At 65.7% G+C, this 26,303-nt stretch carries 28 protein-coding genes; 17 read left to right on the top strand and 11 right to left on the bottom strand.

Annotated elements, in window-relative coordinates; genetic code table 11:
- Positions 1-78: 78 nt before the first annotated feature.
- The 7 genes from AC6I9R_RS10095 to AC6I9R_RS10065 all read left to right on the top strand — a co-directional run bounded on the left by AC6I9R_RS10095 (position 79) and on the right by AC6I9R_RS10065 (position 6,836).
- The gene (locus AC6I9R_RS10095; protein ID WP_461425443.1) at positions 79-1,206 is read left to right on the top strand and encodes a TFIIB-type zinc finger domain-containing protein; all 1,128 of its coding nucleotides are present in this window, start codon (positions 79-81) and stop codon (positions 1,204-1,206) included.
- A gap of 154 nt (positions 1,207-1,360) precedes the next feature.
- Positions 1,361-2,290 (top strand): carbohydrate kinase family protein, encoded by a 930-nt coding sequence (locus AC6I9R_RS10090; RefSeq protein ID WP_461425442.1) that lies wholly within the window; start codon positions 1,361-1,363, stop codon positions 2,288-2,290.
- Positions 2,287-2,730, top strand: coding sequence for a D-aminoacyl-tRNA deacylase (gene dtd, locus AC6I9R_RS10085; RefSeq protein WP_461425441.1), 444 nt, complete (start codon positions 2,287-2,289; stop codon positions 2,728-2,730). The genes AC6I9R_RS10090 and dtd overlap by 4 nt, the downstream gene beginning before the upstream one ends.
- A gap of 107 nt (positions 2,731-2,837) precedes the next feature.
- Positions 2,838-4,265 (top strand): circularly permuted type 2 ATP-grasp protein, encoded by a 1,428-nt coding sequence (locus AC6I9R_RS10080; RefSeq protein WP_461425440.1) that lies wholly within the window; start codon positions 2,838-2,840, stop codon positions 4,263-4,265.
- Positions 4,266-4,269: 4 nt separating this feature from the next.
- Entirely contained in the window at positions 4,270-5,211 is a 942-nt protein-coding gene (locus AC6I9R_RS10075; RefSeq protein ID WP_461425439.1) for an alpha-E domain-containing protein, read from the top strand.
- Between the two features lie 6 nt (positions 5,212-5,217).
- Entirely contained in the window at positions 5,218-6,039 is an 822-nt protein-coding gene (locus AC6I9R_RS10070; RefSeq protein ID WP_461425438.1) for a transglutaminase family protein, read from the top strand.
- Between the two features lie 56 nt (positions 6,040-6,095).
- On the top strand, positions 6,096-6,836 hold the full coding sequence (locus AC6I9R_RS10065) for a proteasome-type protease (protein WP_461425437.1): 741 nt from the start codon (positions 6,096-6,098) through the stop codon (positions 6,834-6,836).
- Between the two features lie 146 nt (positions 6,837-6,982).
- Here the strand turns inward: AC6I9R_RS10065 and AC6I9R_RS10060 are convergent, their stop codons facing one another.
- Entirely contained in the window at positions 6,983-8,134 is a 1,152-nt protein-coding gene (locus AC6I9R_RS10060) for an FAD-dependent monooxygenase (RefSeq protein ID WP_461425436.1), read from the bottom strand.
- Between the two features lie 81 nt (positions 8,135-8,215).
- Positions 8,216-8,638 (bottom strand): RNA polymerase-binding protein DksA, encoded by a 423-nt coding sequence (dksA, locus tag AC6I9R_RS10055; protein ID WP_461426601.1) that lies wholly within the window; start codon positions 8,636-8,638, stop codon positions 8,216-8,218.
- 157 nt (positions 8,639-8,795) lie between these two features.
- Between dksA and AC6I9R_RS10050 the strand changes: the two genes are divergently transcribed.
- The 9 genes from AC6I9R_RS10050 to AC6I9R_RS10010 all read left to right on the top strand — a co-directional run bounded on the left by AC6I9R_RS10050 (position 8,796) and on the right by AC6I9R_RS10010 (position 15,982).
- Positions 8,796-9,638 carry an AAA family ATPase gene (locus tag AC6I9R_RS10050; protein WP_461425435.1) on the top strand — a complete coding sequence of 281 codons (843 nt, stop codon included), beginning with the start codon at positions 8,796-8,798 and terminating at the stop codon, positions 9,636-9,638.
- Between the two features lie 124 nt (positions 9,639-9,762).
- Positions 9,763-10,212: a GNAT family N-acetyltransferase gene (locus AC6I9R_RS10045; RefSeq protein ID WP_461425434.1), complete on the top strand. Its 450-nt coding sequence runs from the start codon at positions 9,763-9,765 to the stop codon at positions 10,210-10,212.
- Positions 10,213-10,224: 12 nt separating this feature from the next.
- Positions 10,225-11,592: a DUF2927 domain-containing protein gene (locus AC6I9R_RS10040; protein WP_461425433.1), complete on the top strand. Its 1,368-nt coding sequence runs from the start codon at positions 10,225-10,227 to the stop codon at positions 11,590-11,592.
- 14 nt (positions 11,593-11,606) lie between these two features.
- Positions 11,607-11,771, top strand: a complete 165-nt coding sequence (locus AC6I9R_RS10035) for a hypothetical protein (RefSeq protein WP_461425432.1) — start codon at positions 11,607-11,609, stop codon at positions 11,769-11,771.
- Between the two features lie 189 nt (positions 11,772-11,960).
- Complete coding sequence (locus AC6I9R_RS10030; protein WP_461425431.1) at positions 11,961-13,145, top strand: vWA domain-containing protein; 1,185 nt, start codon at positions 11,961-11,963, stop codon at positions 13,143-13,145.
- A complete protein-coding gene (locus AC6I9R_RS10025; RefSeq protein WP_461425430.1) occupies positions 13,142-13,492 on the top strand; it encodes a hypothetical protein in 351 nt (116 codons plus the stop codon). Before AC6I9R_RS10030 ends, AC6I9R_RS10025 begins: the two co-directional genes overlap by 4 nt.
- Positions 13,489-14,097, top strand: a complete 609-nt coding sequence (locus tag AC6I9R_RS10020) for a DedA family protein (RefSeq protein ID WP_461425429.1) — start codon at positions 13,489-13,491, stop codon at positions 14,095-14,097. Before AC6I9R_RS10025 ends, AC6I9R_RS10020 begins: the two co-directional genes overlap by 4 nt.
- On the top strand, positions 14,094-15,245 hold the full coding sequence (locus AC6I9R_RS10015) for a M24 family metallopeptidase (RefSeq protein ID WP_461425428.1): 1,152 nt from the start codon (positions 14,094-14,096) through the stop codon (positions 15,243-15,245). Before AC6I9R_RS10020 ends, AC6I9R_RS10015 begins: the two co-directional genes overlap by 4 nt.
- A 38-nt stretch (positions 15,246-15,283) precedes the next feature.
- Positions 15,284-15,982: a M48 family metallopeptidase gene (locus AC6I9R_RS10010; RefSeq protein ID WP_461425427.1), complete on the top strand. Its 699-nt coding sequence runs from the start codon at positions 15,284-15,286 to the stop codon at positions 15,980-15,982.
- A gap of 102 nt (positions 15,983-16,084) precedes the next feature.
- Here the strand turns inward: AC6I9R_RS10010 and AC6I9R_RS10005 are convergent, their stop codons facing one another.
- The 9 genes from AC6I9R_RS10005 to AC6I9R_RS09965 form a co-directional block, all read right to left on the bottom strand.
- On the bottom strand, positions 16,085-16,624 hold the full coding sequence (locus AC6I9R_RS10005) for an RSP_2648 family PIN domain-containing protein (protein WP_461425426.1): 540 nt from the start codon (positions 16,622-16,624) through the stop codon (positions 16,085-16,087).
- Entirely contained in the window at positions 16,621-17,817 is a 1,197-nt protein-coding gene (locus AC6I9R_RS10000; protein ID WP_461425425.1) for an RSP_2647 family RNA methyltransferase, read from the bottom strand. The genes AC6I9R_RS10005 and AC6I9R_RS10000 overlap by 4 nt, the downstream gene beginning before the upstream one ends.
- A 39-nt stretch (positions 17,818-17,856) precedes the next feature.
- The gene (locus AC6I9R_RS09995) at positions 17,857-18,480 is read right to left on the bottom strand and encodes a DUF6778 family protein (RefSeq protein WP_461425424.1); all 624 of its coding nucleotides are present in this window, start codon (positions 18,478-18,480) and stop codon (positions 17,857-17,859) included.
- 224 nt (positions 18,481-18,704) lie between these two features.
- Positions 18,705-19,469 (bottom strand): HpcH/HpaI aldolase family protein, encoded by a 765-nt coding sequence (locus tag AC6I9R_RS09990; RefSeq protein WP_461425423.1) that lies wholly within the window; start codon positions 19,467-19,469, stop codon positions 18,705-18,707.
- Positions 19,470-19,576: 107 nt separating this feature from the next.
- Positions 19,577-20,713, bottom strand: a complete 1,137-nt coding sequence (locus tag AC6I9R_RS09985; RefSeq protein WP_461425422.1) for a FliM/FliN family flagellar motor switch protein — start codon at positions 20,711-20,713, stop codon at positions 19,577-19,579.
- A 67-nt stretch (positions 20,714-20,780) separates the two neighbouring features.
- The gene (locus AC6I9R_RS09980; protein WP_461425421.1) at positions 20,781-23,462 is read right to left on the bottom strand and encodes an ATP-binding protein; all 2,682 of its coding nucleotides are present in this window, start codon (positions 23,460-23,462) and stop codon (positions 20,781-20,783) included.
- Between the two features lies 1 nt (position 23,463).
- The gene (locus AC6I9R_RS09975) at positions 23,464-23,763 is read right to left on the bottom strand and encodes a hypothetical protein (protein WP_461425420.1); all 300 of its coding nucleotides are present in this window, start codon (positions 23,761-23,763) and stop codon (positions 23,464-23,466) included.
- A gap of 3 nt (positions 23,764-23,766) precedes the next feature.
- A complete protein-coding gene (locus tag AC6I9R_RS09970) occupies positions 23,767-24,255 on the bottom strand; it encodes a response regulator transcription factor (RefSeq protein ID WP_461425419.1) in 489 nt (162 codons plus the stop codon).
- A gap of 126 nt (positions 24,256-24,381) precedes the next feature.
- Positions 24,382-25,674 carry a helix-turn-helix domain-containing protein gene (locus AC6I9R_RS09965; protein WP_461425418.1) on the bottom strand — a complete coding sequence of 431 codons (1,293 nt, stop codon included), beginning with the start codon at positions 25,672-25,674 and terminating at the stop codon, positions 24,382-24,384.
- Positions 25,675-25,869: 195 nt separating this feature from the next.
- On the opposite strand from AC6I9R_RS09965, the gene AC6I9R_RS09960 reads away from it, so the two are divergent.
- Positions 25,870-26,238, top strand: coding sequence for a hypothetical protein (locus AC6I9R_RS09960; RefSeq protein ID WP_461425417.1), 369 nt, complete (start codon positions 25,870-25,872; stop codon positions 26,236-26,238).
- Positions 26,239-26,303: the final 65 nt, after the last annotated feature.

Raw genomic sequence — 26,303 nt, 5'->3', positions numbered from 1 at the left:
CGGATTTCCCTGCTTGATCCCGAGGGCATCTCGCAGGACACTCGCGCCAACCCCTCCCTTCGCAAAGACCCCTGCCCCATGTCCGATACCTTCGACAGCACCCCCGAGACCGCCCGCCCGGAAGACGAGCACCGCTTCCCCTGTTCCAACTGCGGCTCTGACATGCGCTATGCGCCCAATGAAGGCAAAATGATCTGCGATCATTGCGGCAACGAGGAAGGGATCGAGGTCGGCGATGGCCCCTGGGGCGGCGGTGCGGAGCTGGTCGAAAACGATTTCGAGGCCGCCCTGCGCGGCGAGGTTGCGGCTGCCGAGATGGAAGAGACCCGCGTTTCTGCCTGTCCGTCTTGCGGCGCGCAGGTCCAGTTTGACGGCGCCACCCATTCCGAGGAATGCCCCTTCTGCGCCACCCCCGTGGTCGCAGACACCGGCACCCACCGCCACATCAAACCCAAGGGCCTGATCCCATTCCAGCTAACCGAGCGTGAGGCCAAGGCCGCGATGAGCGATTGGCTGAAAGGCCTGTGGTTCGCGCCAGGCGGGTTGAAGGAATACGCCCGCAAGGAAAGCTCGCTCGACGGGATCTATGTGCCCTACTGGACCTATGACGCCGACACCAAGACCAGCTACCGGGGCCAGCGCGGCACGGCCTATTACGTGACCACAAAAGGCCCCGATGGCAAACCCCGGCAGGAACGGCGCATTCGCTGGACCCCGGCCTCGGGCCGGGTGGCGCGGTTCTTTGACGATATCCTGGTGCTGGCCTCCAAATCGCTGCCCAAACGCTACACCGACGCTTTGGCGCCCTGGGATCTGAAGGCGCTGGCCGAATACAAGCCCGAGTTCCTGTCGGGTTTCCGGGCCGAGGGCTACACGGTGGAGCTGGACGAAGGCATGGACGAGGCGCGGCGGATCATGGATGCGCAGATCCAGCGCGACATCCGCCGTGATATCGGCGGCGATGCCCAGAAGATCGACCGAATGAACACCCATGTGGACGACGTCACCTTCAAGCACATCCTGCTGCCGGTCTGGATCGCCGCCTATAAATACCGCGACAAAAGCTTCCGCTTTGTCGTCAACGCCCAGACCGGCAAGGTCCAGGGCGAGCGGCCCTATAGCTGGGGCAAGATCGCGCTGGCGGTGATTGCTGCCGTGGTTGTGGCGGGCGCGGTGTTCTACGGGTTGGAAGTGGTCGACCGCTGAACGCGCGCTCGCTTTTCCCCGCCCTCCTCGGCCCTCCCTGTCGGGCGGGCCTCCTCGCAGCGGTCTTCCTCGCGGCGGTCCGAGTGCGTTTTGGCTTCCCCGTAGTCGTCGTTACCGCTAACACGGGCAGCGCAACCAGATGGAGACGCGCCCGATGATCCTATGCGCCGGTGAAGCCCTGATCGATATGCTGCCCCGTCAGACCGACGCCCACGAGGCCGCTTTTGCCCCCTACCCCGGCGGCTCGGTCTTCAACACCGCCGTGGCGCTGTCGCGGCTTGGCAGTCAGACCGATTTCTTCTCGGGCCTGTCCACGGACCTTTTTGGCGAGCGTCTGGACGGTGTCCTGATGGCCAATGGCGTGGGCTCTGCGCTGGCCCACCGTACTGATCGCCCCACGACGCTGGCCTTCGTGACCCTCACCGATGGTCACGCCAGCTACGCGTTCTATGACGAAAACACCGCAGGCCGGATGCTGACGGAAGATGATCTGCCCGCGATCCCTGAGACGGCGAAGGCCTGTTTCTTCGGCGGTATTTCCTTAGCGGTCGAACCCTGCGCCGATGCCTATGCCGCCCTGATCAAGCGCGCCGATGATCTGGGCCGTCTGGTGATGATTGACCCCAACATCCGCCCCGGTTTCATCGCCGATGAAGCCCGGTTCCGGGTGCGCCTTGACCAGATGCTGTCCCATACGGACATCATCAAGGCCTCGGACGAGGATTTGCGCTGGCTGTTGGGGGATCATCCTTTGCCTAGCCTGGCCGAGGCCCTGCGCGCCAAGGGCCCCAAGATCGTGCTGGTCACCCAAGGGGCGTCGGGCGTGACGGGGTATTATGAGGGTGGCGAGATTCACGTGCCCGCCCAGGCGGTGAAAGTCGTCGACACCGTGGGCGCGGGCGACACGTTCAATGCGGGCGTTCTGGCCGGGCTGGAAGATGCGGGTGCCTTGGATAAAGCGATGATTGCCAAGGGCTTACCCGAAGATATCCTGCGCGCGGCGATGACCCTTGGGGTCCAGGCCTCGGCGGTGACCGTGACCCGCGCGGGCGCCAACCCACCGCGCCGTGACGAATTAACGTGAGGGCCTTACTCCAACGCGTGTCCGAGGCGCGCGTGGACGTCAACGGTGCCACCATCGGCCAGACTGGCCCCGGCCTGTTGATCCTGCTCTGCGCCATGGACGGCGACACGGAGGCCGAGGCCGCGCGCCTGATCTCCAAGATCGTCAAACTGCGGATCTTCAAGGACGACGCGGGCAAGATGAACCGCTCGCTCATCGATACCGGCGGCAGCGCTCTGGTGGTCAGCCAGTTTACCCTCGCCGCCGACACCTCGCGCGGCAATAGGCCCGGTTTCTCCACCGCCGCCGCCCCGGACCAAGGCGAAGCGCTTTATCTTCATGCGGTTGCGCTTCTGCGCGGCCATGGCATTGCGACGCAAACGGGCCAGTTTGGCGCTGATATGGACGTTCATCTGGTCAACGACGGACCCGTCACCATTTGGATGGACACGTCTGCATAGCGCCCATTTTTTGGGCAAAGTACCTCCAGACCTCGGAAAACAAGGCAAAAAAGGCTGGCCCTTTCGCTCAGGGACTCATCTGATAGGGTCACGGGCTTGGAGGACTTATGACTGACCAGACACGATTTTTCGACGAAATGACCGGCGGCACGCCGCAAGCACGGGGGCCCTATGCGCCCTATGACGCGTGGTTCCAGGGGGAGAACCTGGACGATCTGCGCAAGAAATCTGCCGAGGCGGAAGGCTTCTTCCGCCGCACCGGCATCACCTTCAATGTCTACGGACAGACCGAGGCGGACGAGCGCTTGATCCCCTTTGACGTGGTCCCGCGCATCATCTCGGGCCGCGAATGGACGCGGCTGACGCGGGGGATCGAGCAGCGCGTGCGCGCGCTCAACGCGTTTCTTTATGACATCTATCATCGCCAGGAGATCCTGCGCGCCGGCCGCGTCCCGCGTGAGTTGATCGACGCGAATGAGGCGTTTTTGCCCCAGATGATCGGCGTGGCCCCCCCCGGCGGCATCTACACCCATATCGTCGGCACCGATCTGGTGCGCACCGGCGAGGATGATTTCTTCGTGCTCGAAGACAACGCCCGCACGCCCTCGGGCGTCAGCTACATGCTGGAAAACCGCGAGACGATGCTGCAGATGTTCCCGGACCTCTTCAGCCGCATCAAGGTGCGCCCGGTCCAGAACTACCCCACCAACCTGCGCCGGTCGCTGGCGGCCTGCGCGCCGCTGGCCTGCGACGGCGATTGCACCGTCGCGGTGCTAACGCCGGGCATCCACAACTCCGCCTATTTCGAACACGCCTTCCTGGCCGATCAGATGGGGGTGGAGCTGGTGGAAGGCCACGACCTGCGGGTCAAGGACGGGCGCATCGCGATGCGCACGACGGAGGGCTACAAACCCATCGACGTGCTCTACCGCCGTGTCGATGACGATTTCCTGGATCCGCTGAACTTTAACCCGGACTCGATGCTTGGCGTGCCCGGCATCATGGATGTCTACCGTGCGGGCGGCATCACCATTGCCAACGCGCCGGGCACCGGGATCTCGGATGATAAGGCGCTTTATAGCTACATGCCTGATATCATTGAGTTCTACACGGGCGAAAAGGCGCTTCTGCAGAACGTGCCCACCCACCGCTGCTCGGAACCCGACGCGTTGAAATACGTGCTCGACAACCTGGCAGAGCTGGTGGTGAAAGAGGTCCACGGCTCGGGCGGCTACGGCATGTTGGTGGGCCCCGCGGCCTCCAAGAAAGAGCTGGAGGATTTCCGCGCCAAACTGATCGCGCGCCCGTCGAACTACATCGCGCAGCCCACCCTCGCGCTTTCCACCTGCCCGATCCTGACCGAAGCGGGCCTGGCACCGCGCCACGTCGACCTGCGGCCCTTCGTGCTGATGGCGCCGAACAAGACCACCATAACTCCCGGCGGGCTGACCCGCGTCGCCTTGCAGGAAGGCAGCCTTGTGGTGAACTCGTCCCAGGGCGGCGGCACCAAAGACACTTGGGTATTGGAGGACTAGGGCAATGCTAGGCAAAACCGCAGGCGGTCTCTACTGGCTCTTCCGCTACCTGGAACGGTCGGAGAATACGGCACGTCTTATTGAAACCGGCTTCCGGATCGCGTTGACGCGGCCCGATGGGTCCGATGATGAATGGCGCTCGGTGCTGCAAACGGCGGCGGTGCGCGGGCTTTACGAAAGCCTCTACGGCGAGGTTGAGGAAACCAAAGCCATCGATTTCCTGCTGCGCGACCGCGCCAACCCCTCGTCGATCCTGTCGTCGATCTCCGAGGCGCGCCAGAACGCGCGTCTCACCCGCACCGCGCTGACCCGAGAGGTCTGGGAAGCGATCAACGACGCCTACATGAACCTCAAGGACCTGCTGGCACATCCGGTGTCGCCCAAGCATCTGCCCGCAGCACTCGCCACGATCCGCCAGCATTCCGCGCTGGTCCGCGGCGCCATGCACGGCACCATGCTGCGCACGGATATCTTCGATTTCTGTCGCCTCGGCACCTTCATCGAGCGCGCCGACAACACCGCGCGGATCCTCGACGTGAAGTATTACGTGCTGCTGCCGTCGATGACGCAGGTCGGCTCGGACCTTGATAACGTGCAATGGGAAACCATCCTGCGCGCCGTCGCCTCGCACCGGTCCTATCGCTGGCTGATGGGCGGCAACGTGACGCCCAAGGGCATCGCGGATTTCCTGATTTTTGATACAAGGATGCCGCGCAGCCTGCGGTTCACCGTCAAGAAAATGGCGTCGAACCTGGAGTATCTGGCCGAAAACTACGGCGCGCGTCACCCCTGCCACGACCAGATGGACGTGGTTCTGGCACGGCTCAAACACGGCACCATCGACGATGTGTTCGAGGACGGGCTGCACGAATTCCTCACGGATTTCCTGACGGACATCGGCACGCTCGGCGCCCAGATCGAGCACGATTACAGGTTCCTGGGGTAGAGGTTAATGCAGTTAACGATTTCACATACGACGACCTACCAGTTCGAGGAACCCGCCCATTACGGCCTGCAACAGCTGCGCCTGACGCCGCTGTCCTGGCCCGGTCTGCAAAATGTCCTGACCTGGAACATGCAGGTCACCGGCGGCGTGATCGAGACGACGTTCCGCGACCAGCACCAGAACCATGTCGCCCTCGTCTCCTTCGATGAGGGCGCGCGCGAAATCACCGTGCTCTGCGAGGGGCAGGTGGAGGTCGAAGACACCGCAGGTGTCATCGGCAAGCACACCGTCGGCAAGAACGGCAGCTATGCGCCGCTGTGGTATTTCCGACGCTCCACCGCGCTGACCACGGCGGGTCCCAAGGTCCTTGGACTGCTGGATGGTTTGGCGGACGAAATGCCCGACGACCTGCCCCGCCTGCACGCCCTCTCGGCCCGGATCGTGGAGGCCGTGCCCTACACCATCGGCGCCACGGGGCCCGGCACCGACGCCGAAGGCGCGATCACCGGGGGCGCGGGCGTGTGCCAGGATCACGCCCATATCTTCATCGCCGCCGCCCGCGCGATGGGCTACCCGGCGCGCTATGTCTCAGGCTACCTGATGATGAACGACCGGGTCCACCAGGACGCCTCCCACGCCTGGGCCGAGGCCCATGTGGACGGCATCGGATGGGTCGGGTTTGACGTCTCCAACGGCTATTCGCCCGATCCGCGCTACGTGCGGGTCGCCACCGGGCTCGACTACCGCGAAGCCGCCCCGATCTCGGGCCTGCATTATGGCGCCTCGGGCGAAGCAATGTCTGTCGACATCCAGGTTGCACAGCAGTAGTAGTGTTTCCTTAATACGTGGCCCCTACATAGGGGGCGGCAAAGGGGCGACGGGCGATGACATATTGTGTGGGGATGAAACTGGATCGCGGTCTGGTATTCATGTCCGACACCCGGACCAATGCGGGTGTCGACAACATTTCTGTGTTCAAGAAGATGTTTCAGTGGGAAGTGCCGGGCGAGCGGTCGATTACCCTGATGACGGCGGGCAATCTGGCCACGACTCAGGCCGTTGTCAGCCTGCTGAACGAACGTTCGCTGGCGGCGGAAGATCGCGGCGTGCTGTCGATTGTCGAAGCGCCCTCGATGTTCCAGGTCGCCAAGTTGATCGGGGAAACCCTGCGCGAGGTCATCGCGGATCAGGCCGGTCAAAGCGGGCAAAAGGCGGAACGCGCCTTTGGCGCCTCGATGATCCTGGGCGGTCAGGTCGGCGGCGGCGAGCCGCGGATGTTCCTGATCTATCCCGAGGGTAATTTCGTGGAGGCCAGCGACGACACCCCCTTCTTTCAGATCGGCGAGACGAAATACGGCAAACCGATCCTGGTGCGCGCCTATGATCCGGCGATGCGCTTTGAAGAGGCGGTGAAGCTCTTGATGGTCAGTTTTGATTCGACCCTGAAGGCGAACCTCAGCGTCGGCATGCCCCTTGATCTGCATCTCTACGAGACCGACAGCCTGCGCCACGGCTTGCGCCGCCGGATCGAAGCCGATGACGACTTTTTCGCCGAAATCTCCAGCGGATGGGGCGAAAAACTGCGCGAGGCCTTTGATACCCTACCGGAGTATTCGCTGGAGTAGGGCGACATTGGACCTGGCGTGTCCCTTAAGGCGTTGAAATCTTTGATTTCAGTGTTGGGTTTGTTTGGTTCCTGAATGTCGACTTGCGGTGCGGGTGGCAAACCGGCCCTCCGGGGGGAGTTTTTCGAGCAAGATGAAAGGGAGGCTCAGCGCGTCACGTCGTGGTGGTAGAGCCAGTTGAACCGGTTGGTGACCGCGTGGGGCGCGAAGCGGCCCGCCGCGCGCAGGGCGGTGTGGGCAGCGAAACGGTAGGGACCCGGGCGCAGGTGGTAATTGGCGGCGTTTCCGTTGGCAGCCTCCACGATCCGGGCGGTGCGCGGTTTGCGGGCGGATTGATAGCTGTGCAGCGCCTCGCCGGTGTCGGCGATCCCCGCCAGGCATTCGGCCAGCACCCAGGCATCTTCCAGGGCCATATTGGCGCCCTGGGCCAGGAACGGCAGCGTCGGATGCGCGGCGTCGCCCAGAAGCGCGAGCGGGCCGTTGACCCATTGGCTCGCGACCGGATGGCGGCAGAGACCCCAGAGGTTGGGCACTTCAACGTCGCCGAGCAGGTCTTTGATTTCAGGGCAAAAGTCGATGAAGGCGGCGCGCAGGTTGCGCGGATCATCGGTCAGCATCCAGTCCTCTGGCGCCCAGGCGTCCCGCTCTTCCACGGCGACGATATTGGTCAGCGCGCCGCCCCTGAGCGGGTAGCGCACCAAGTGACGGCCCGGGCCCATGAAGACATGGACCTCGGGCGGCAGCGCCTCGGTCGCCACCAGCGCGCGCCAGGCGACCTGGCCTGTGAAGAAAGGTTTTGAGCGCGGGTTGAGATGCGCGCGCCCGGCGGAATGCAACCCGTCTGCGGCAATCGTCAGCCCGTGGACCTCCTTGGTGCCATCGGCGAGGGTCAGCTGCACCTCATGCGCCTGCGTCTCGACCTGCGCCACTTGCACGCCGAGGCGAATCTCTACGCCAGCTTCAACGGCTGCCGCGTGCAGCGCCTCGATCAGGTCCGCGCGGTGGACGAAGTGAAACGGATCGCGCAGGGGCATCGTGAAGACCTCCGCCCCGCGCCGGAAATCGCGCAGACGCACAGCCTGGCCGCGCGTGGCCTGGGCCGCGACGGCTTCATCCAGGCCCAGGGCCTGCAAGACGACCCAGCCGTTCGGCGAGATCTGTAGGCCCGCGCCGACCTCGCGGATCGCCTCGGCACGCTCCAGCACCGTGACCGCCGCGCCGTGGCGCGCGCAGGCCAGCGCTGCCGCAAGGCCGCCAATGCCGCCGCCGATCACCGTTACCTGCTTGCCAATCAGCATCCTGCCACCTCCACGCAAAAGGGCACCCGCGATGGGTGCCCCTTCTGAATTCAAAACGCCAAGTGGCCAGTTGTCGCTGGCCTAGTCGTCGCGGTGGACCTTTTCGCGGCGCTCGTGACGCTCCTGCGCTTCCAGGCTCATCGTGGCGATGGGCCGCGCATCCAGCCGCTTGAGCGAAATCGGCTCGCCGGTCACGTCGCAGTAGCCGAACTCGCCCTCTTCCACGCGCCGCAGCGCCTGGTCGATCTTGGCGATCAGCTTGCGCTGGCGGTCCCGTGTGCGCAGCTCCAGCGCGCGGTCGGTTTCCTCGGACGCGCGGTCAGCCACGTCCGGGATATTACGCGTGCCGTCTTGCAGCGTGGTGACGGTCGAGCGGCTTTCGTCCAGCAACTCTTCGCGCCAGTTCAGCAGTTTACGGCGGAAATATTCCACCTGACGCTCGTTCATGAATGGTTCATCGTCCGCGGGACGATAGTCATCCGGCAGGAAAACTTCTGCTTTCATCGTATTCCCCTCTGTGGGGCTCGTGTCGTTCATGGTGTCTAACCTTTGCCAGTCCATGGGTGCCCTCCGCGGTCGATTACACCTGCAATGATCGCTTGTCACCTAGATAGTGTGTGAGGTAGCCAATTTGGTGAACGACCCCAGAAGGATACACCCCTTGCTCCGATTTGATGGCACCGCCGATTACGTGGCGACCCAAGACCTGACCGTGGCCGTCAACGCCGCCGTCACCCTCGAACGCCCGCTGCTGGTCAAGGGGGAGCCCGGCACCGGCAAGACGGAACTGGCGCGGCAAGTGGCCGACGCCCTGGGGCTGCCAATCATCGAATGGCACATCAAATCCACCACCCGCGCGCAGCAGGGCCTTTATGAATATGACGCCGTCTCGCGCCTGCGCGACAGCCAGTTGGGCGACGAGAAGGTTAACGACGTTAACAACTACATCCGCAGGGGCAAGCTGTGGCAGGCCTTCGCGCGGGAAGACAAATGCGTGCTCTTGATTGATGAGATCGACAAGGCCGATATCGAGTTCCCGAACGACCTGCTGCAGGAACTCGACCGGATGGAGTTCTTCGTCTACGAGACCGGCGAGACGGTGAAAGCCCAGGTGCGGCCCATCGTCATCATCACGTCAAACAACGAAAAGGAACTGCCCGACGCCTTCCTGCGCCGGTGTTTCTTCCACTACATCCGATTCCCCGACATCGAGGTGATGAAAAAGATCGTCGAGGTGCATCACCCCGGCATCAAACCCGCCCTTCTGACCACCGCGCTGACCCAGTTCTACGAGATCCGCGATCAACAGGGGTTGAAGAAAAAGCCCTCTACCTCGGAAGTGCTGGACTGGCTGAAGCTGCTTCTGGCCGAGGACCTGCAGCCCGAGGATCTGCGCCGCGACGGCGCTTCCAGCTTGCCCAAGCTGCACGGTGCGCTCCTGAAAAATGAACAGGACGTGGCGCTCTTCGAACGCCTTGCGTTTATGGCCCGGGGGCAACGGTAGGCGGGCAATCGCCGGGATGTGATTATAGGAACCTTTCTGCACGCCCGATTCCTGCCATAATCGCGCGGCAAATTGCCTTCGTGTATCCGTTCCGGCCCCGCGCTCTAATCCATGGCAGACCCCTTTGACGAGTTCCTTTGACATACGCCCCCTGGGCGCGCTGGATCGGGCCCCATGGGGCGTGTTGTGGCGTGGCTACCTTGATTTTTATGGCGGCGAGATCGCAAAGGACCATGACGATCTGCTGTTTGCCCGCCTGCGCGACCCGGGCGTTGAAGACATGCAGGCCTGGGTGGCGGAACACGACGGCGCGCTGGTGGGATTCGTCCATATCATCATCCACGCCCACAGCTGGCGCGCGGAGCCCGTGACCTACCTGCAAGACCTTTTCGCGGCCCCGTCCGTGCGCGGACAAGGCGTCGGGCGCGCGCTGATCGAACAGGTCTATGCCGACGCCGATGCCCACGGGCGCAGTGCCGTCTACTGGCTGACCCAGCGCAGCAATACCACGGCCCGCACGCTCTACGACCGCATCGGGCAGCCTACTGAATTCATGAAGTATTCTCGAACCTAAAGGCTTTCGTATTTGTCTCGTACCCTGACCCTTCTGGCGCCCGCCGTCGCCCTTGTCCTTGCCGCCTGCACCCCCAGCGTGGGCACGGATCTGCCCGCGCGCGGTGTGGCGGCGCTGGACGGCTCCCTGCCCGCGATGAACACCTTCGGCGCCGCGCGCGTGGCTGCGCCCGCGCGGTCCAACACCTCGATTGCGGCGGATTTCCTGGACCTCAGCTTTCAGATGGAATCGGGCCGGGTGATCGACCGGATGAGCCGGTTTGAAGGCCCGATCACCGTGGCCGTCGCCTCCGGCGCGCCCGCCTCGCTGACCCATGACCTCAACCTGCTGCTCGCCCGTTTGCGGGCAGAGGCTGACATCGACATCACCCGCGCCACCTCTGGCAGCGCCTCGATCACCATCGAAACCCTGCCCCGCGCGCGGATGCAGCGCGTGGTGCCGCAAGCCGCCTGTTTCGTGGTGCCCCGCGTCAGTTCCTGGGCCGAGTTCCGCCGCGCCCGCGCGGGCCGGACGCTCGATTGGACCACGCTGGAGACCCGCGAACGGGTCGCCGTCTTCATCCCCTCGGACGTCTCGCCCCAGGAAATCCGCGATTGCCTGCACGAGGAAATCGCCCAAGCCCTCGGGCCGCTCAATGACCTCTACCGCCTGTCGGATTCGGTGTTCAACGACGACAATTTCAACGCCGTGCTGACCGGGTTTGATATGCTGGTCCTGCGCACCTACTACGACGACGCCCTGCAATCGGGCATGACCCGCGCGCAGGTGGCCTCTGCCCTGCCCGGCGTGCTGTCGCGGATCAATCCGCGCGGCGGCCAGGCGGGCGGCGGACAGGGCTCGCAAACGCCGCGCACCTGGATCACCGCGATTGAGGCGGCCCTTGGGCCGGGCTCCTCGGATGCTGCGCGGATCACGGCGGCGGAACGCGCCGTGCGCATCGCCCGCCAGCAGCAGTGGAACGACACGCGCCTGGCGTTCAGCTATTTCGCGCTCGGGCGTCTTACGCTTTCGCGCGATGTGGAAACCTCCATCGAGGCGTTCCAATCGGCCTCTACCATATTCGAGCGGGTCGCCCCGCGCGGCATTCAATCCGCCCATGTGGACATGCAATTGGCCGCCTTTGCGCTGTCAGCAGGCCGCACGGCCGAGGCCCTGCGCCTGACAGAGCGCGCCCTGCCCGCCGCCACGCGCGCCCAAAACGCCTCGCTCCTGTCGACGCTTCTGATGATCCGCGCCGAAGCGCTGGACGATGTGGGCCGCGCGTCCGAGGCGCGCAGCGTCCGCCTTGATGGCCTGGCCTGGGGCCGTTATGGCTTCGGTTCGAACGCCGCCGTCGGCGCGCGATTGACCGAGGTCGCGGCACTGTCGCCGGGCCGGTAAACGGGGCTTGAGACATGCTGAATTTCATCGGCGCTGGCATTGGCATTCTGGCAGGCGTGATCCTGGCGCGCTACCGCGGCGGCAACCGCGCCGACATGGCCCAATACGGTGCTGTCTTTGCGATCATCGGCTTCCTTGTGGGCACGATCGCGATGTTCGTGCTGCCTGCGCCGACTTGATATCCCATGGGATCCCGCCCCTCCTCGCACGCTATGCGCGCTCCTCGCAGCGGCCTGTTTGAGGTTAACAAAAGGTAAACGAATTTTGCCTTTTGGTTGTTTTTCAAGGGGTTGACCTGGGTGCTCAAGCTTGAGCACCCCGCCTGATATTCGCTTTCCCGCCCCCCACCCCCTGGGCTACAAGGGGGCATGTTCCTGCCCTTCTTCCAGACCCTGCGCGCCGCCCGAATTCCCGTCTCGCTCCGGGAATATCTCGCCTTCCTAGAAGGTGTCTCGGCGGGTCTCGTGACCTATGATATCGACGGTTTCTACTACCTCGCGCGCGCCGCGATGGTGAAGGACGAACGCCACCTCGACCGCTTCGACCAGGCCTTCGCCCACGCCTTCGGCGGGCTGGAGGCGATCAGCGCCGAGGACGTGCTGGAGGCCACCGAAATCCCCCGCGAGTGGCTGGAAAAGCTCGCCGAAAAGCACCTGTCCGAGGAAGAGCGCGCCGAGATCGCAGCGCTCGGCGGCTTCGACAAGCTGATGGAGACCCTGCGCGAGCGGCTCAAGGAACAGGAAGGCCGCCACCAGGGCGGCAGCAAGTGGATCGGCACGGCGGGGACGTCGCCTTTCGGGGCCTACGGCTACAACCCCGAAGGCGTGCGGATCGGCCAACACGAAAGCCGCCACAGGCGCGCCGTGAAGGTCTGGGACAAGCGAGATTTCAAGAACCTCGACGGCGATGTCGAGCTTGGGACGCGCAACATCAAGGTCGCGCTCAAACGCCTCCGCCAATGGGCCCGCGACGGCGCGGCGGAGGAACTGGACCTCGACGGCACCATCCGCGCGACGGCTGAGCAGGGCTGGCTCGACGTCAAGACCCGGCCCGAGCGGCGCAATGCGGTGAAGGTGATCCTGTTTCTCGACGTCGGCGGCTCCATGGACGATCACGTGAAGGTCGTGGAAGAGCTGTTCTCTGCGGCCAAGGCCGAGTTCAAGCACCTCGAATACTACTACTTCCACAACTGCCTCTACGAATCCGTCTGGCGCGACAACCGCCGCCGCTGGACGGAAACGATCCCGACGTTTGAGGTGATGAACACCTACGGGCCGGACTACAAATGCATCTTCGTGGGCGACGCGGCGATGTCGCCCTACGAGGTCGCCTTCGCGGGCGGCGCCAATGAGCATTGGAATGAAGAGCCCGGCAGCACCTGGCTGCAACGCGCCCGCACCCAATGGCCCGATCACATGTGGATCAACCCCACGCCCGAGCGGCACTGGCGCTACACGCAGTCCACCCAGATGATCAGTGAGATTTTCGAAGGCCGCATGGTGCCGATGACCCTTGAAGGCCTCGACCGCGGGATGCGCGAGCTGGGGCGATGATCGCGCGCCTGAAGACCGCTTGGACCAAGGCCCCCTGGCTCACGACCGCATTCGCCCTCGCCGTGGCGCTGACCTTGTTCTTCGCCATCAGCGCCATCCTGGATGCGATCTACTGGGCCGATCCCCGCCACATCGATCAGGAGATCGCGGGCTGGATGTCGCCGGGCTATGTCGCCCTATCCTGGGACGTGCCGCGCGAGGTGATGATCGAGGCCGTCAACCGCGCACCGGGCGGCGGCGGGCCGCATCGCCTTGAAGACATCGCGGCAGAGCAAGGCGTGCCGCTGGACGCGCTGATCACCCGGATCGAGGCCGCGATCCAGGCCCACCGTGACCGCGCGCAATGACCGATACGGTCCTATCGCTCGTTTCGTCCTATGGCGCGTTGATCGTGGCTTTGTGCGCCTTCCTTTCCTGCCTTCTGATCCCGATCCCAACCTCGCTGGTGATGCTGTCGGCGGGCGCCTTCGTGGCGGCGGGGGATCTGACCTTTGCGCAGGTCTGGCTCGCGGCCTGGGCGGCGGCGGTTCTAGGCGACAATACCGGCTACCTGATTGGGCGGACCGGCGGCACCCGCGTGTTGGACCGCCTCTCCCGCGGGCCCGCGCGCGCCAAGGTGATCGCCCGCGCCCAGGCCTCGCTGGACCGCTATGATGCGATGGGCGTGTTTCTGTCCACCTGGCTTTTCGCGCCGCTGGGGCCTTACGTGAACTTCATCGCGGGCAGCATCGGCATGGGCTGGGTCCGCTTTGCGATCTTCGACATGGCCGGAGAGGCGATCTGGGTCAGCGTCTACTTGGGCCTGGGCTACGCCTTCGGCGACCGCATCGACGCTTTATCCTCGCTTTTGGGCAATGCGTCGGGCTTCCTTGTGGCGGGGCTGGTCACCCTCGGCCTGGGCCTCGCCCTGCGCCACCGCCTGAAATCACACCCGACAAGAGAGACACCATGACACCTCCCCTCTTTGCTCCGGAAGAATATGCCACCCGAACCGCGCGCGCCGTCGCGGCACTGCGGGCAGAAGGCCTCGACGGCATCGTCCTGTTTGCGCCTGAAAGCCACTATTGGCTGACCGGCTATGACACCTTCGGTTTCGCGATGTTTCAGGCGATGGTGCTGGACGCCGAGGGGCGGATCGAACTGCTCACCCGCCTGCCCGACCTGCGACAGGCCCAGAACACCTCGGTCATTCCTCATGAACACATCCACGTCTGGCCCGAGCACGCAGGCGCGGACCCGGCGGCGGATTTGGCCGCCCTGGTGGCGCGCATGGGGCTATCGGGCAAGCGCCTGGGCATCGAGACGCGGACGGCGGGGCTGAGCCATTTCAATGGCCGCGCCGTGGAACGCGCCTTGCCAGGGATGATTGAAGCCTCAGATCTGATCGCCAACCTGCGGCGGATGAAAACCCCGGCAGAGGTCGCGCAGATCCGCCACGCCGCCGAGATGACCGACGCCGCATTGGATGCAGCCCTGGCAGCGGCAGGCCCCGGCGCGTTTGAGGGCGATATCCATGCGGCCATGCAAGCCGCGATCCTGTCGCGCGGAGGGGAACCCGCGGGCAACGAGACGGTGATCGGCTCGGGCGCAAATGCGCTTTTGTGCCGGTCCTACGCGGGGCGCAGGCACCTCGACGCCTCAGATCAGCTGACGCTGGAATGGTCCGGCAGCGCCGCGCGCTACCACGCGGCCGCCATGCGCACGGTGATCATCGGCGCGCCGACCCCGCAGCACCGCGAGATGCACGCGGCCTGTGAAGAGGCGCTGGAGGCCTGCGAAAGCGCGATCCGCCCCGGGCGTCCGATGGCGGAGGTGTTCGACGCCCACGCCGCCGTCTTCGACAAACGCGGGCTATCGCACGCGCGGCTGCAGGCCTGCGGCTATGGCATGGGGATCGCCTACAACCCGATCTGGGTCGAGTTCCCGATGTTTTATTCGGGAAACCCGACAATCATGCACGAGGGGCAGGCCTTCTTCCTGCACATGATCTTGATGGACAGCGACCCGGGCCGTGCGATGACCTTGGGCCATACGGTGCTGGTCGGCGCGGATGGGGTCGAACGCCTCTCGCGGCACGGCACGGAATTGTTGACGGCGTAACCATTGCCGAGCGTGCCCGCACGCCCCATATCCCAGTCATGTTGAAGCTGACCCCCATCCTGCTTGCCGTGGGCTACGGCCTGGTGAGCTACCTGTTCTCGGCCTGGCGCACGAACCGCGACCTTGACGCGCGCTCGACCGAATTGGCGGACGCACGCCTGCGCGAGATCACCGAGAAGTTTGCGCAGGTGCTGGATGTCGAGAAGATCCGGGTGAATGTCTATGAGGTCGACGCGGTCAATGGGTTGGCCTCGCCCGATGGGCGGATTTTCCTGACGCGCGGATTCTATAACCGCTACCTCGCGGGCGAAGTGACGGCGGAAGAGATGGCCAGCGTGATCGCCCATGAACTGGGCCATGTGGCGCTGGGGCATACGCGGCGTCGGATGGTGGATTTTTCCGGCCAGAACGCGGTACGCGCGGTGCTGGCCAGCGTGTTGGGCCGGTTCATTCCCGGCATCGGGCCGCTGATCGGCGGCGCGGTGGCCTCGCTTCTGGCCGCGCGGTTAAGCCGCCAGGATGAGTATGAGGCGGACGCCTATGCGACGTCCCTGATGGTGTCCGCCGGGCTTGGCGCCGGGCCGCAAAAGAGCATGTTCGCCAAGTTGGAGAGCCTTGCCGGCCTGAAGGGCGGCGGGGCACCGGCGTGGTTGATGAGCCATCCCAAGACCGCCGACCGGATCGCCGCCATCGAGGCGATGGAGGCGCGGTGGCGCACGGAACTGCCGTCGGAGTGAGTGGCCGGCGCCGTGCCGCAGGGGGCCAGCCCCCTGTGCGTCTTTTTCCAGGGAAAAAGATCGCATACCCCCGGAGTTGTATCGGCAAGATGAAGGAGCGGCCTAACGGCTGAGGGCTTTGCCCAGGCGCGGCAGGCGCGCACGTTTGAGAAGGGCGCGCAGGGGGAGTGTTTGGCCTGAGAGACGCTCGGCCTCAGCGTGGGTCTGGGTGACGGCGTCGGTGACGGCCTCAGGAGTGGCGAGCCAAAGATCATAGAGCAGCGCGTCGGGGGCTCTGGCTTTGACGCCATGGTGGGCCAGCTCGCGCGCCGGGAAATCCTTGAGGTTTTGGGTGATAATGGTCTGCGCGCCGCTTTGGATCGCCGTCGCTAGCACGTGGATATCGGCAGGATCAGGCAGCCAGAGGGGGGCTTCATCGCCGGGTGGGGTCAGCGCGTTCGGGAAGCGGCGGTTGGCGGCAGAGGCCTCGGCCCGGGCGATCTGTTCGTCCTGCGCGCCGCCATTGCGGGCGGCGGCGCGGGCCCATTCCTCCAGCAGGCGCGCCGACCAGATCGGCGTGTATAGGCCGCGCTCGGCGCAGCCCAGAAGGATCTGGCGCAGCACCGTTGGATAGAGCACGCAGGCGTCCAGCACCGCGATCATAGCTTGAACGCGAGGGCCTTGAGGTAGCCCGTGTCGCTCAGGCTGGGGTGGACCGGGTGATCGGGGCCTGCGAAGCCGGTGTAGATCAGGCGCGGATCGCGGCCCGCGCGCCCGATGCCGCGCAGGCAGGAGGCGCGGAATTTGCCCAGATCCGCCGCGTGCGAACAGGAGCAGAGCATCAGCGTGCCGCCCTCGGCCACAAGCGAGGCGGCCAGGCGTGCCACCCGCTCATAGGCGCGCAGGCCCTTGTCGAGGGCCTGTTTTGACGGCGCGAAAGCGGGCGGATCGGCGATGACGACATCGAAGGTTTGCCCCTCGGCGGCCAGGGCCTCCATCACCGCGAAGGCGTCGCCCTGGCGGGTGGTGAAACGCGCGGCGCAGCCCATGGCCTCGGCCCCCTGCCCGGCCAAGGCCAAGGCAGGCTCCGAGGCATCGACGGCCAGCGCCGTCTCGGCCCCGGCGGCGAGCGCTGCGAGGGCAAAGCCGCCGACATGGGTGAAGACGTCGAGCACGCGGGCGCCCTTGGAGAGGCCTGCGATCAACGCGTGGTTGGGCCGTTGGTCGTAGAACAGGCCGGTTTTCTGGCCGCCCATGACGTCGGCCATATAGGTGGCGCCATTCATCGGCACCGGCAGCGGGCCGTCCGGTGCCGTGCCCGTAAGCGTTAGCATTTCTTCGGGCAGCTCTTCGAGCGCGCGGGCGCGCGAGGTGCCGTTCTTGATCAGGATTGTGCAGCCCGTCACCTCCAGCAACAGCGCTGAAAGGGCGTCCAACCGCTCTTCCAGCCAAATCGCGTTGGGTTGCATCACCAGCGTGTCGCCGAAGCGATCCACGATGAGGCCCGGCAGGCCATCGCCTTCGGCGTGGATCAGGCGGTAGAACGGCGCGTCATAAAGCGCCGCGCGCAGGGCGTGGGCTGCCGTGATCCTGGCGCGCAGCCAATCGGTGTCGATGACCGCGCCCGGCGCGCGGTCCAGCACCCGCAGGCCGATGCGCGCGCCCACGGTGGCGATGCCGATGCCGATCGGCTGACGCTCGGCATCTTCCAGCATCACCAGCGCGCCCGCAGACACACCCTTGGAGCGACGGTCGAGCACAAGGTCATCGGCCCAGGCCCAGGGGTGGCCATGGCGAATGCGGCGGGCATCGGCTTTGGGTTTCAGGCGAAGAACGGGAAAAGGGGACGCTGTCATAGCGCCCCCTCTAGCGGGTTATCGGGTGGGCTGAAAGCCTCAGTTCGAGGCGAGCAGCAAGGTGCTGGCGGCGGGGCCGATGAACTCATCCTGCACCCACTGGGTGAAACGCTGCGTGATGCGGACGCGCTGCGTCTCACCACGGGCGTCGGCAGCCACGGCGTCATCGCCGCCCAGGGCGTCGAACGTCAGGTCCACCTCAATCGGGCCGGACAGGATCGCGCCGGTTTCCGCATGGCGCACGGTCATCACGAACTCGATCTCATGCTCGCCGCCAAAGGTGTAGCGGACGCGCTGGGTCTGGGCGTGGAAACGCGCGAGGTCCAGGGTGACGACCACGGGGATGGCACCGTTCACGGCCTCAAAGGCGGGCTCCAGCGCGGCGGTGATCAGGGCATCAACCTGGGCGTGGCGGTCACCGGCCGGATCTTCGCGCCAGACGATGTCGGCGCGCGGCTTGATGGTGTTGGCTTCCGAAGACGTCAGCGTGTGGGGGACGTTCACTTCGACACTCACGACGTCCCAATCCTGGACCTCGATGTTTTCGATCACGGGAAGGGCATCGGTGCCGATGCCACGGGACACGTCGGTGGTGCCAACGCAGCCGGATACGGCCAGGGCGGCGCCAAGAATAAGGACGGGGATGAAACGAGACTTCATCATAAGACTGCTCCTGCAAGTGGGACCCTTTTTCGTCCCGTTGTGCCAAACTAGCTGCCTCGTTACGCGCTGCCCTCAATACACGGGAGCGATGGGACAGGTATGATGGCAAAGCGGGGCGGAAAGTGGGGGGAGCTGCGCCCTTTCCGAGGTGATACGCGGGAAAAAACCCGCCCGAGGTGGGGCGGATTTGAGGCAAATGCGACGGAAATTGGGCTGCTGGCGCGTCAGTCGATCTCGCGGATGCCCGCAATCTGGGCACGCGCACCGGCCAGGATCCAGCCATGCTCGGAGCCGATGAAGAAGGCGCCGAAGCCGTATTTGCGCAGGGCTTTGGCGCGGTCTGAATGGGCCACAAAAGTCATATAGGCCTTACCGTGGGCCGCGGCGGCCTCGCCCACGCTGGCCATGGCGGCGTGCAATTCGGCGCAATCCTGATCGGTCTGGCCGTAAGCGACGGTCAGATCAGCGGGGCCCAGGAACAGCGCATCGATACCAGGCGTGGCGGCGATGGCGGAGGCGGCCTCCACCGCTTCGGGGTCCTCGATCTGGGCGATGACGATGGTTTCGTCCTGGCTTTGGGCCAGGATGTCGGGCATGGCGCGGGTGGCATAACCCGCCCACCGGGTGGAGCCCGCATAGCCGCGCCCGCCGTGGCCATAGCGCGCGGCCTTGGCGACGGTTGCGGCGGTGTCGGCGTCCGTGACATGGGGCACGACGACGCCCACAGCACCCAGATCAAGGGCTGCGCCGATGTTCTCGGGCGTGCCCGAGGGCACCCGGATCAGCACCGGGAAATCCGCCGCCCGCGACAGCGCCAGGCAAGCGTTGAGCGACTGGCGGTCAAAGGGGGCATGTTCGCCGTCGATGCACACGAAATCGAGGCCCGAGAGGATCAGCACCTCCAGGATATCGACGGAGGGTGTCTTCATGAAGGTGCCCGCAAGGGGGCGGTTCGTGGCAACGGTGGTGCGGAAGGTGGCGATCGACATGGGGCAAGCTCCGGCTGGGACGACGCCACGCGCCGATTGCGGAGGGTTTTGGCGGGCGACGCGGCGGAAGGCAAGAGCTTGGGCGCGAAGCCCGAAGTGCGTTGACCTCAGGCCATAGTGGCGTTGGGGTCGAAATCCTTCATCGAGGCGATGGGATCAACCGCGCCCGGGGGCACGTCCGGATCCGCCCCTGCCGCTGGCGCGCCGGGGTCGAGATCACCCATGGGCGCGGGCGCCTCAGCCATCGGCGGCAGGTCCGCCAAGGCGCCGGGCTTCTCCTGATGCGCCATCGCCTGGGGCATCGACGCAGGCGCGGGTGGCGTTGCAGGCGCTTGCGGTGCCGCTGCACCCTTTTGCGGACCCGCAACGCGGACCGCGCGCTTGCCTGAGAGTTGCCCCAACGCGCCGCGCAGAAAGACGTGTCCTGTCTCGTCCTCCAGGGTCACCGCGCTCAGATCACTGTGGTCAAACGGCACCAGATCCCCCTCTTCCAGGGCTTCAACCTCTCCAAGCGGTAGGGTCACGCGCATCAGAACAGCGTCGAGCGCCATCGGCGCAGAGCCGAGGCAGGCGAGCATCTGCGCGCTCCAATCCACCGGCGCCTCTGCCTTCGGGTCAACAAGCGCGCGGCGCCGCGCCACGGCGGGATCGCAGGGCAACAGCATGACCAGGGTGCCGGTCTTGCGCCCGCCCAAGGTGACAGAGGTGCGCAAAAGCCGGTAGCCCCGGTCCGGCATCAACAGGTTCAACTGCGCGCGATCTGCGATGTTGCTGCCGTAATGCATCCGGTCCGGCCAATCGCGGCCCGCCTGCTCGGCCGTTTCCAGGGCAAAGGCCCCCAACTTCAGGTCAATGAAATCCCGGCACAGCGCTTCATCGATGCGGGTGACCTTGCGCGGCGGTTGCTCGGTCTCTTCCACGTGGCCGGTGGCCTGCACCTCGATTAAGGCATCGACAAGGGGGTGTTCCAGCACCACGAGGCCGCGGCGGCCTTCCTTGTCTTCCATCGCGGCGATCAGCCCATGGTCCGGCATCGCCGCCAGCGCATCGCTCAGGCGCGCCTCGGCCATAACGCTGACCTCAGCAACCTGGGGCGTCAGCGTCGCGAAGGGCATCGCGGCGCGCCGGATCGCGCGGGTCAGGCCCGATTGCAGCGCTGGCTCCAAAGCCGCCGCCTGGGCACCGACGCCAAGATGGGCCGCAATGATGCGGGAGAGTACGGGGCGCGTGTCGGGGTCGGACATCTCTGGGCGGGGCCTTCTGGCGGGTCACATGGATCAAGTCCTCGCACAAAACCCGTTAAGAAACTCCTTACGCCGCCCGCAACGCCGCCACCGGCAGCGCCACCCGGAACCGTGCGCCGCCGGGTCCCGGAAGGAAGCTTAGCTGCCCATCAAGCCGGGTCATCACCTCGCGGCTGATCGCCAGCCCCAGCCCCGCCCCCGGTGCCCCGCGCGCGGTGTCGAGGCGGGCGAACTTCTCGAAAATCAGCGCCTCCTGGCGCGGCGGAATGCCCGATCCGTTGTCGGCAAACTCCACCGTCAGCCCCGCGCCCGATTGGACGACGGATATCGTCAACTCCGGTGCGTCGGCATCGCAATACTTCTGGGCGTTGGAGATCAGGTTGATGAACACCTGGCTCAACCGGTCCGCATCGGTCCAGAGCACGATATCTTCCGCCGACCGGTCGCGCTTGATGGTCATGCGGGCATGGGCTTCGGCGCCCGCAGCGGAAATCGCGCGGTCCATCACATCGGCCAACACTGCCGTATCCATGTTCAGCGTCACCCGCCCGTTTTCCAGCACGCTTAGGTCCAGCAGATCGTCCAGCAGCCGCGTCAGGCGCAGGCTTTCATCGTGGATAATCCGGCTGAACCGTGCCCGCGCCGCGTCGTCGACCGGGTCGGATTGCATCAGAATTTCCGAGAACGCGCGGATCGACGTCATCGGCGTGCGCAGCTCGTGGCTGATCTGCGACAGGAAGGCGTCCTTCTGCACCGACAGCTCGGTCAGCTTGGCGTTGGCCTCGCGCAGGCGGCGGGCGGTTTGGGCGAGCTCCTCGGATTTTGCCTCCAGCTGACTGGAATACTCCATGATCTGCGCCGTCTCATCGGCCACGGCCAGCAAATCGCGCACGGAAACCGCCGCCGCCCCGGTGATTTGTGACACCATCGCATGGGCCGTTGCCGCGCCGACCGAGCCTGCCAGCTCGCGCTCCAACCGTTCCAGGAAATCGGGCGTCGGCTCGGGCAGGTCGCCCTCGCGGCCCTGGGCCTCGGCCACCTCTGCAAAGAGACGCCCGGCCCGGCCCGGCCCCATGATCCGCTGCGCGGTGATCAACAGGTCATCCGCTGTCCCCACGGCCCCGCGCCAGCCCTTGAGCGCGCGCGAATGGTCGAAGACGTTGACGAATTGCGCGCCCTGCAAACGCTCCAGCGGTGAGGGGAAGCTGAACAGCGACCCCAGGATGAACAGCGCCGTGTTGACCCCCAGCGACAGCACCATCGCGGTCAACAGCGGGTCCGTGGCCTGCAAGCCCAAGGGCGTGGCGGGCGACAACCAGGCGATGCCAAACGGCCCTTCCGAGAGCATCGGCGCGATCAGTCCGCCGGTCTCGGCCACGTTGGGCAGCAACAAGAGCCAGCCCCAAATGGCGAACCCCGCCCCAATCCCCAGGGCCGCGCCCACCCGCGTGGCGCCGCGCCACAGGATGCCGCCGACCAGCGCAGGCAGCACCTGGGCCACGCCAAGAAACGAGATCAAACCGATGGAGGCCAGCGCCGCCGTGCCACCGGACTGGCGGTAGTACATCAGGCCCAGAAAGAGCACGACGGCAATGGAAATCCGCCGCGCCATCAGGGCCACGCCGCGCATGTCCCCGCCCATGGCGGCACCGCTTTTGCTCAGCCGCAACCACAACGGCACGACGATGTGGTTGGAGACCATGGTCGACAGCGCCAGCGCGGCCACGATCACCATCGATGTCGCCGCCGAAAAGCCGCCCAAAAACACCAGCAGCGCCAGCGCGTCCTGGTTCAGCGACAGGGGCACCGTCAGAACGTAAAGGTCCGGGTTGTCGCCGGTTCCGGGCAAGCTCATCCCCGTGACGGCAATGGGCACCACGAAAAGCGAGATCAACATCAGGTAAAGCGGGAAGGCCCATCCGGCGACGGCCAGGTGCCGCTCGTCCGAGTTTTCGACCACCAGCACCTGGAACATGCGCGGCAGGCACAGGATCGCGGCCCCGGCCAGAACGGTCAGGCCCAACCAGCGCGCGCCATTGATGGGCTCTCGCGCCACGGCGCTGGCCTCGATCCGCGCCAGCATGTCGCCCGGGCCGTCGGCCACGCCCCAGACCACGAAGACCCCCACCGCAAGGATCGCGGCCAGCTTCACCACGGCCTCAGCCGCGATGGCGCTGACGAGGCCGGGGTGACGCTCGTTCAGGTCAAGGGATCGGGTGCCGAACACGATGGTGAACAGCGCCAAACCGCCGGCAAGCCAGGCCGCCGTCGCCCCGCTGCCCGCCGAGCCAAACGCGCCGGGCTGCGCAAAAACCGAGAACGACAGCGTCACCGATTGCAGTTGCAACGCGATGTAAGGCGTGGTGCCCACCACGGCGAGCAAGGTGACCAGCGCCGCCAGCCCGCCGGATTTGCCGTACCGGCTGGAGATCATGTCGGCGATCGACGTAACACGCTGCGCCCGCCCGATCCGCACCACTTTGCGCAGGACCCAGAACCAGCCCACGAAGACCAACGTGGGGCCCAGGTAGATCGTCAGAAACTCCAGCCCCGACCGCGCGGCAGAGCCGACCGCGCCATAAAACGTCCAGGCGGTCGCGTAGATCGACAGCGATAGCGTGTAGATGATCGGAGAGTTGAGCCACCCTGCCCCACCGCGCCGCGCCGATTTCTCGGCCCAGAAGGCGATGGCAAAAAGCCCCAGCACATAGAGCACACAAACGGCGATCAGACCGTCAAGGCTGAGCATCCTAGGGCTCCTCCTCGGCAGTCACCTTGCGCGGCGGCGCGGCCTTGCGCCCCTCCTCACCCTCGCCGGGGGTAGAGCGGATCAGGGCGCGGCTGACCAGGGCGGTCAGGGCGATCATGCCAAGCCAGACCGCAAAGAAATAGACCAGCGTCGTGGCCAAGGTCGGCGCGCCTGCGCCGTCATCCCGAATGAAAATCGGGCCGAAAATCAGGATCGCGCCCAGAAACGGCAGCAACCGCGCCGCGTCCTGCAGACGGTTCTGGCGGTAGGTGCGACGTTCCAGAAACAGGCGGCGGGCCATGGATCAGCCCTCTCCACCCGAGATGTCTTCGGTCGTTGCGGCCCCCATCGACGCGACCACCTGCAATAACTCCGCGTTGGAAAACGGCTTGGTCAGGAATCCGTTGGCCCCCAGCGCCATCGCCTGTTCACGGTCCTTGGCCTGGCCCTTGGCCGTCAGCATCAGCACCGGAAGCGCCTTGGTCTCGGGTGCTGCGCGCAGATCTGCGAGAATGTCAAAGCCCGAGCGGCCGGGCAACATCACGTCGAGGACCAGGATATCGGGCGACAGGCGGGCGATTTCCTGTAGCGCGTCCTCGCCCTTGCCATGGCCGCGCACGTCCCAGCCCGCGCGGCTGAGGATGAAACTCAACGCCTCCAGGATGTTGCTTTCATCCTCGACAATCAAAATACGCCCGATGGGCCCGGACCGGGGGGCCGATGCGGCACCCTCCGCCTGGCCGCCGCCCGAGGGCGCGCGCGGGCTATCGCCGTTTTGATCAGGTCCCTTCATCTTCTGCCCTCCTCCCAAGGCAGCCTGATCCGCCCTGCCTCCCGACAGCCCGGATCCGGTTGGTCTAACTGTGCATGGACAAGCCCGTGCACGCAATGGTCTCGTCCCGCGCCGCTGTCGGCGCCTTTACCTGCGGGCGACGCAGCCCTCCCGCGGACAGATGCCGCAGCCGGGGCCGCCCGCAATCACCTCTGTGTCGGCGGGGTCCATACCCACCGGCATCACCAGCATCGTCGCCTCCACCCTCGGCACGCCGCCAAACGTTTGCCCTATGCCCACAGGTTGCGCCACGGCCCAGGCCTTGAACCGCGCCCCTTGTGGCGTCTCAATCACCGCCACATCCGCCTGCCCCACCCGTCCCAACACCCGGTAAAGCGGCCAAAGCGGGCATCCCGCCGCCACCCGGGGCATCGCGAAACCCTGCAGCCGCCTACGGTGCAGCAAGGCGCCCGAGGCGTCACAAATCGCCAGCCCCCGCGCGGGGAGGCCATCGGCTGCGGGCAAGCTCGCCATACGCCTAAGGACCAGCGCGACATCGCCGCCAACCTGCGCCAGAACCCGCGCCGGATCATAGCCCGCCTCTGCCGCCACGGGTGCGAACCCCGCCATGGGCAAGCGCCGGGCGTCCTCGGCATAGGCGCGCAAATGCGCTTCTCCCCGCGCCCGCGCGGGGGCGTCTTCCATGCCCGCGCTGCGCGCCAGGATGGCCTTTATGGCCGCCTCCGGGTCATCGCCAGCCGCCTCGATCTCGGGGAAGTAGTGATCCGTCGCCTCGAACATCGCCTCCACGGTTTCTTCCGGGGCCGACACATCCGCCCCGGCACCGGGCGCCTCGAACTGCGCCAGAAGCCCCGTGGCGCGCTCCGATAGCCGCTCCGCATCCTCGTGCAGGTTGCGGTGGAAGCGGCCGCGCCAGGCCGGGTCCAGGTCCGCCTCGCGCACGAGGATATCCGCCGTGGTACGGATCGCGGCGACGGAGGACAGCACCTCATGCATCGCCTCGGCCAGCGCCGGATCGTGGGCCAACCTGTCGCGCAGGGCATCGATCTGCCCTTCCAGGTTGCGCGCGCGGGCCTCCTGCGCGGCGATAAGGGCGGTCCAACCGGGGAAGCGGGCCACCAATTCGTCGATCCGCGCGGTCTCTGCCGGGACATCGCCCAGGGCACGGGCAGCGGCGTCGAGCAATTCGCTGATCCCCGCATCCACACCATCGGTAAGCGCCGAGGCGTCAACCTCCAGCACGCGGGCCAGTTCCAGCAGCAGCTTGCCGCCAATCCTGCGGTGATTGTGCTCGATCAGGTTGAGGTAAGAGGGCGAGACGCCGACCTCTTCCGCCAAAGCGCCCTGCTTGAGGCCAAGGGCCAGGCGCCGCTCCCGGATCCGGCTACCGGTCAGGTGATCTGAAGGCGTCTGCGCCATGTCCGGTCCGTTCTTTGAAGCGCTTGGGCTTTACAGGCTTTTCAGATTTTTTACAGAGGTCGCGCCGTTCTGGCAACGGGGCCGACAATCCAATTCAAATTCGCCGTAGCTTTCCGCGCGGATTAACCCTTCGTGAACCTGTTGCGCGCAGCATTGTGCGCGGGGATCTCTGAACTTTTGTTTAGGAGGAGTGGAATGGAATTCTCAAATCTTCCGCCCAGGGCGGAACCCGCAGTCCTGGGCACAGCTGCCGTCCAGCGCCAGACGCCGGATGCGCTCAGCACGCCCGCCGACACCGCGCGCCCGGTTCTGGCCGCTGCCAAAGCGGACGAGACGCGGACCGCGCCCACGGATGACTTTCAGCCGCTTGATACCTTCGAGGTCGGCGACAATGACCATGTGCCCGTCCCGCCTGAACCGCCGCGCGAGGCGACCGTGCTGGCGCTGATCGCCAGCGACACGTCCGACGAACCGGAGCCCGCGCCGGCACCTGAGGCTCTGTCCGCCTCCCTGCGCGACATCGAGGCCGGGCCCGAGAATCCGACGGTTGACATCCGCCGCTAACGCGCCTCGGGCCAAGCCGCCATAAAAAGAGCCCCGCACGCAGCCGCGCCCGGGGCCCCTTGCCG

The organism is Gymnodinialimonas sp., assembly GCF_059726805.1.
This window is presented reverse-complemented; position numbering and strand designations above follow the sequence as displayed.

Coding starts and splice junctions, on each gene's coding strand:
- AC6I9R_RS09995 (WP_461425424.1), bottom strand. CDS start 18,480: ATGATGAAGTCTCGTTTCATCCCCGTCCTTATTCTTGGCGCCGCCCTG.
- AC6I9R_RS09990 (WP_461425423.1), bottom strand. CDS start 19,469: ATGTCGATCGCCACCTTCCGCACCACCGTTGCCACGAACCGCCCCCTT.
- AC6I9R_RS09960 (WP_461425417.1), top strand. CDS start 25,870: ATGGAATTCTCAAATCTTCCGCCCAGGGCGGAACCCGCAGTCCTGGGC.
- AC6I9R_RS10025 (WP_461425430.1), top strand. CDS start 13,142: ATGATCGCGCGCCTGAAGACCGCTTGGACCAAGGCCCCCTGGCTCACG.
- AC6I9R_RS10060 (WP_461425436.1), bottom strand. CDS start 8,134: ATGCTGATTGGCAAGCAGGTAACGGTGATCGGCGGCGGCATTGGCGGC.
- AC6I9R_RS09980 (WP_461425421.1), bottom strand. CDS start 23,462: ATGCTCAGCCTTGACGGTCTGATCGCCGTTTGTGTGCTCTATGTGCTG.
- AC6I9R_RS10015 (WP_461425428.1), top strand. CDS start 14,094: ATGACACCTCCCCTCTTTGCTCCGGAAGAATATGCCACCCGAACCGCG.
- AC6I9R_RS10080 (WP_461425440.1), top strand. CDS start 2,838: ATGACTGACCAGACACGATTTTTCGACGAAATGACCGGCGGCACGCCG.
- AC6I9R_RS10000 (WP_461425425.1), bottom strand. CDS start 17,817: ATGACAGCGTCCCCTTTTCCCGTTCTTCGCCTGAAACCCAAAGCCGAT.
- AC6I9R_RS10075 (WP_461425439.1), top strand. CDS start 4,270: ATGCTAGGCAAAACCGCAGGCGGTCTCTACTGGCTCTTCCGCTACCTG.
- AC6I9R_RS10035 (WP_461425432.1), top strand. CDS start 11,607: ATGCTGAATTTCATCGGCGCTGGCATTGGCATTCTGGCAGGCGTGATC.
- AC6I9R_RS09965 (WP_461425418.1), bottom strand. CDS start 25,674: ATGGCGCAGACGCCTTCAGATCACCTGACCGGTAGCCGGATCCGGGAG.
- dksA (WP_461426601.1), bottom strand. CDS start 8,638: ATGAAAGCAGAAGTTTTCCTGCCGGATGACTATCGTCCCGCGGACGAT.
- AC6I9R_RS09970 (WP_461425419.1), bottom strand. CDS start 24,255: ATGAAGGGACCTGATCAAAACGGCGATAGCCCGCGCGCGCCCTCGGGC.
- AC6I9R_RS10095 (WP_461425443.1), top strand. CDS start 79: ATGTCCGATACCTTCGACAGCACCCCCGAGACCGCCCGCCCGGAAGAC.
- AC6I9R_RS09985 (WP_461425422.1), bottom strand. CDS start 20,713: ATGTCCGACCCCGACACGCGCCCCGTACTCTCCCGCATCATTGCGGCC.
- AC6I9R_RS10070 (WP_461425438.1), top strand. CDS start 5,218: ATGCAGTTAACGATTTCACATACGACGACCTACCAGTTCGAGGAACCC.
- AC6I9R_RS10090 (WP_461425442.1), top strand. CDS start 1,361: ATGATCCTATGCGCCGGTGAAGCCCTGATCGATATGCTGCCCCGTCAG.
- AC6I9R_RS10020 (WP_461425429.1), top strand. CDS start 13,489: ATGACCGATACGGTCCTATCGCTCGTTTCGTCCTATGGCGCGTTGATC.
- AC6I9R_RS09975 (WP_461425420.1), bottom strand. CDS start 23,763: ATGGCCCGCCGCCTGTTTCTGGAACGTCGCACCTACCGCCAGAACCGT.
- AC6I9R_RS10065 (WP_461425437.1), top strand. CDS start 6,096: ATGACATATTGTGTGGGGATGAAACTGGATCGCGGTCTGGTATTCATG.
- AC6I9R_RS10010 (WP_461425427.1), top strand. CDS start 15,284: ATGTTGAAGCTGACCCCCATCCTGCTTGCCGTGGGCTACGGCCTGGTG.
- AC6I9R_RS10030 (WP_461425431.1), top strand. CDS start 11,961: ATGTTCCTGCCCTTCTTCCAGACCCTGCGCGCCGCCCGAATTCCCGTC.
- AC6I9R_RS10005 (WP_461425426.1), bottom strand. CDS start 16,624: ATGATCGCGGTGCTGGACGCCTGCGTGCTCTATCCAACGGTGCTGCGC.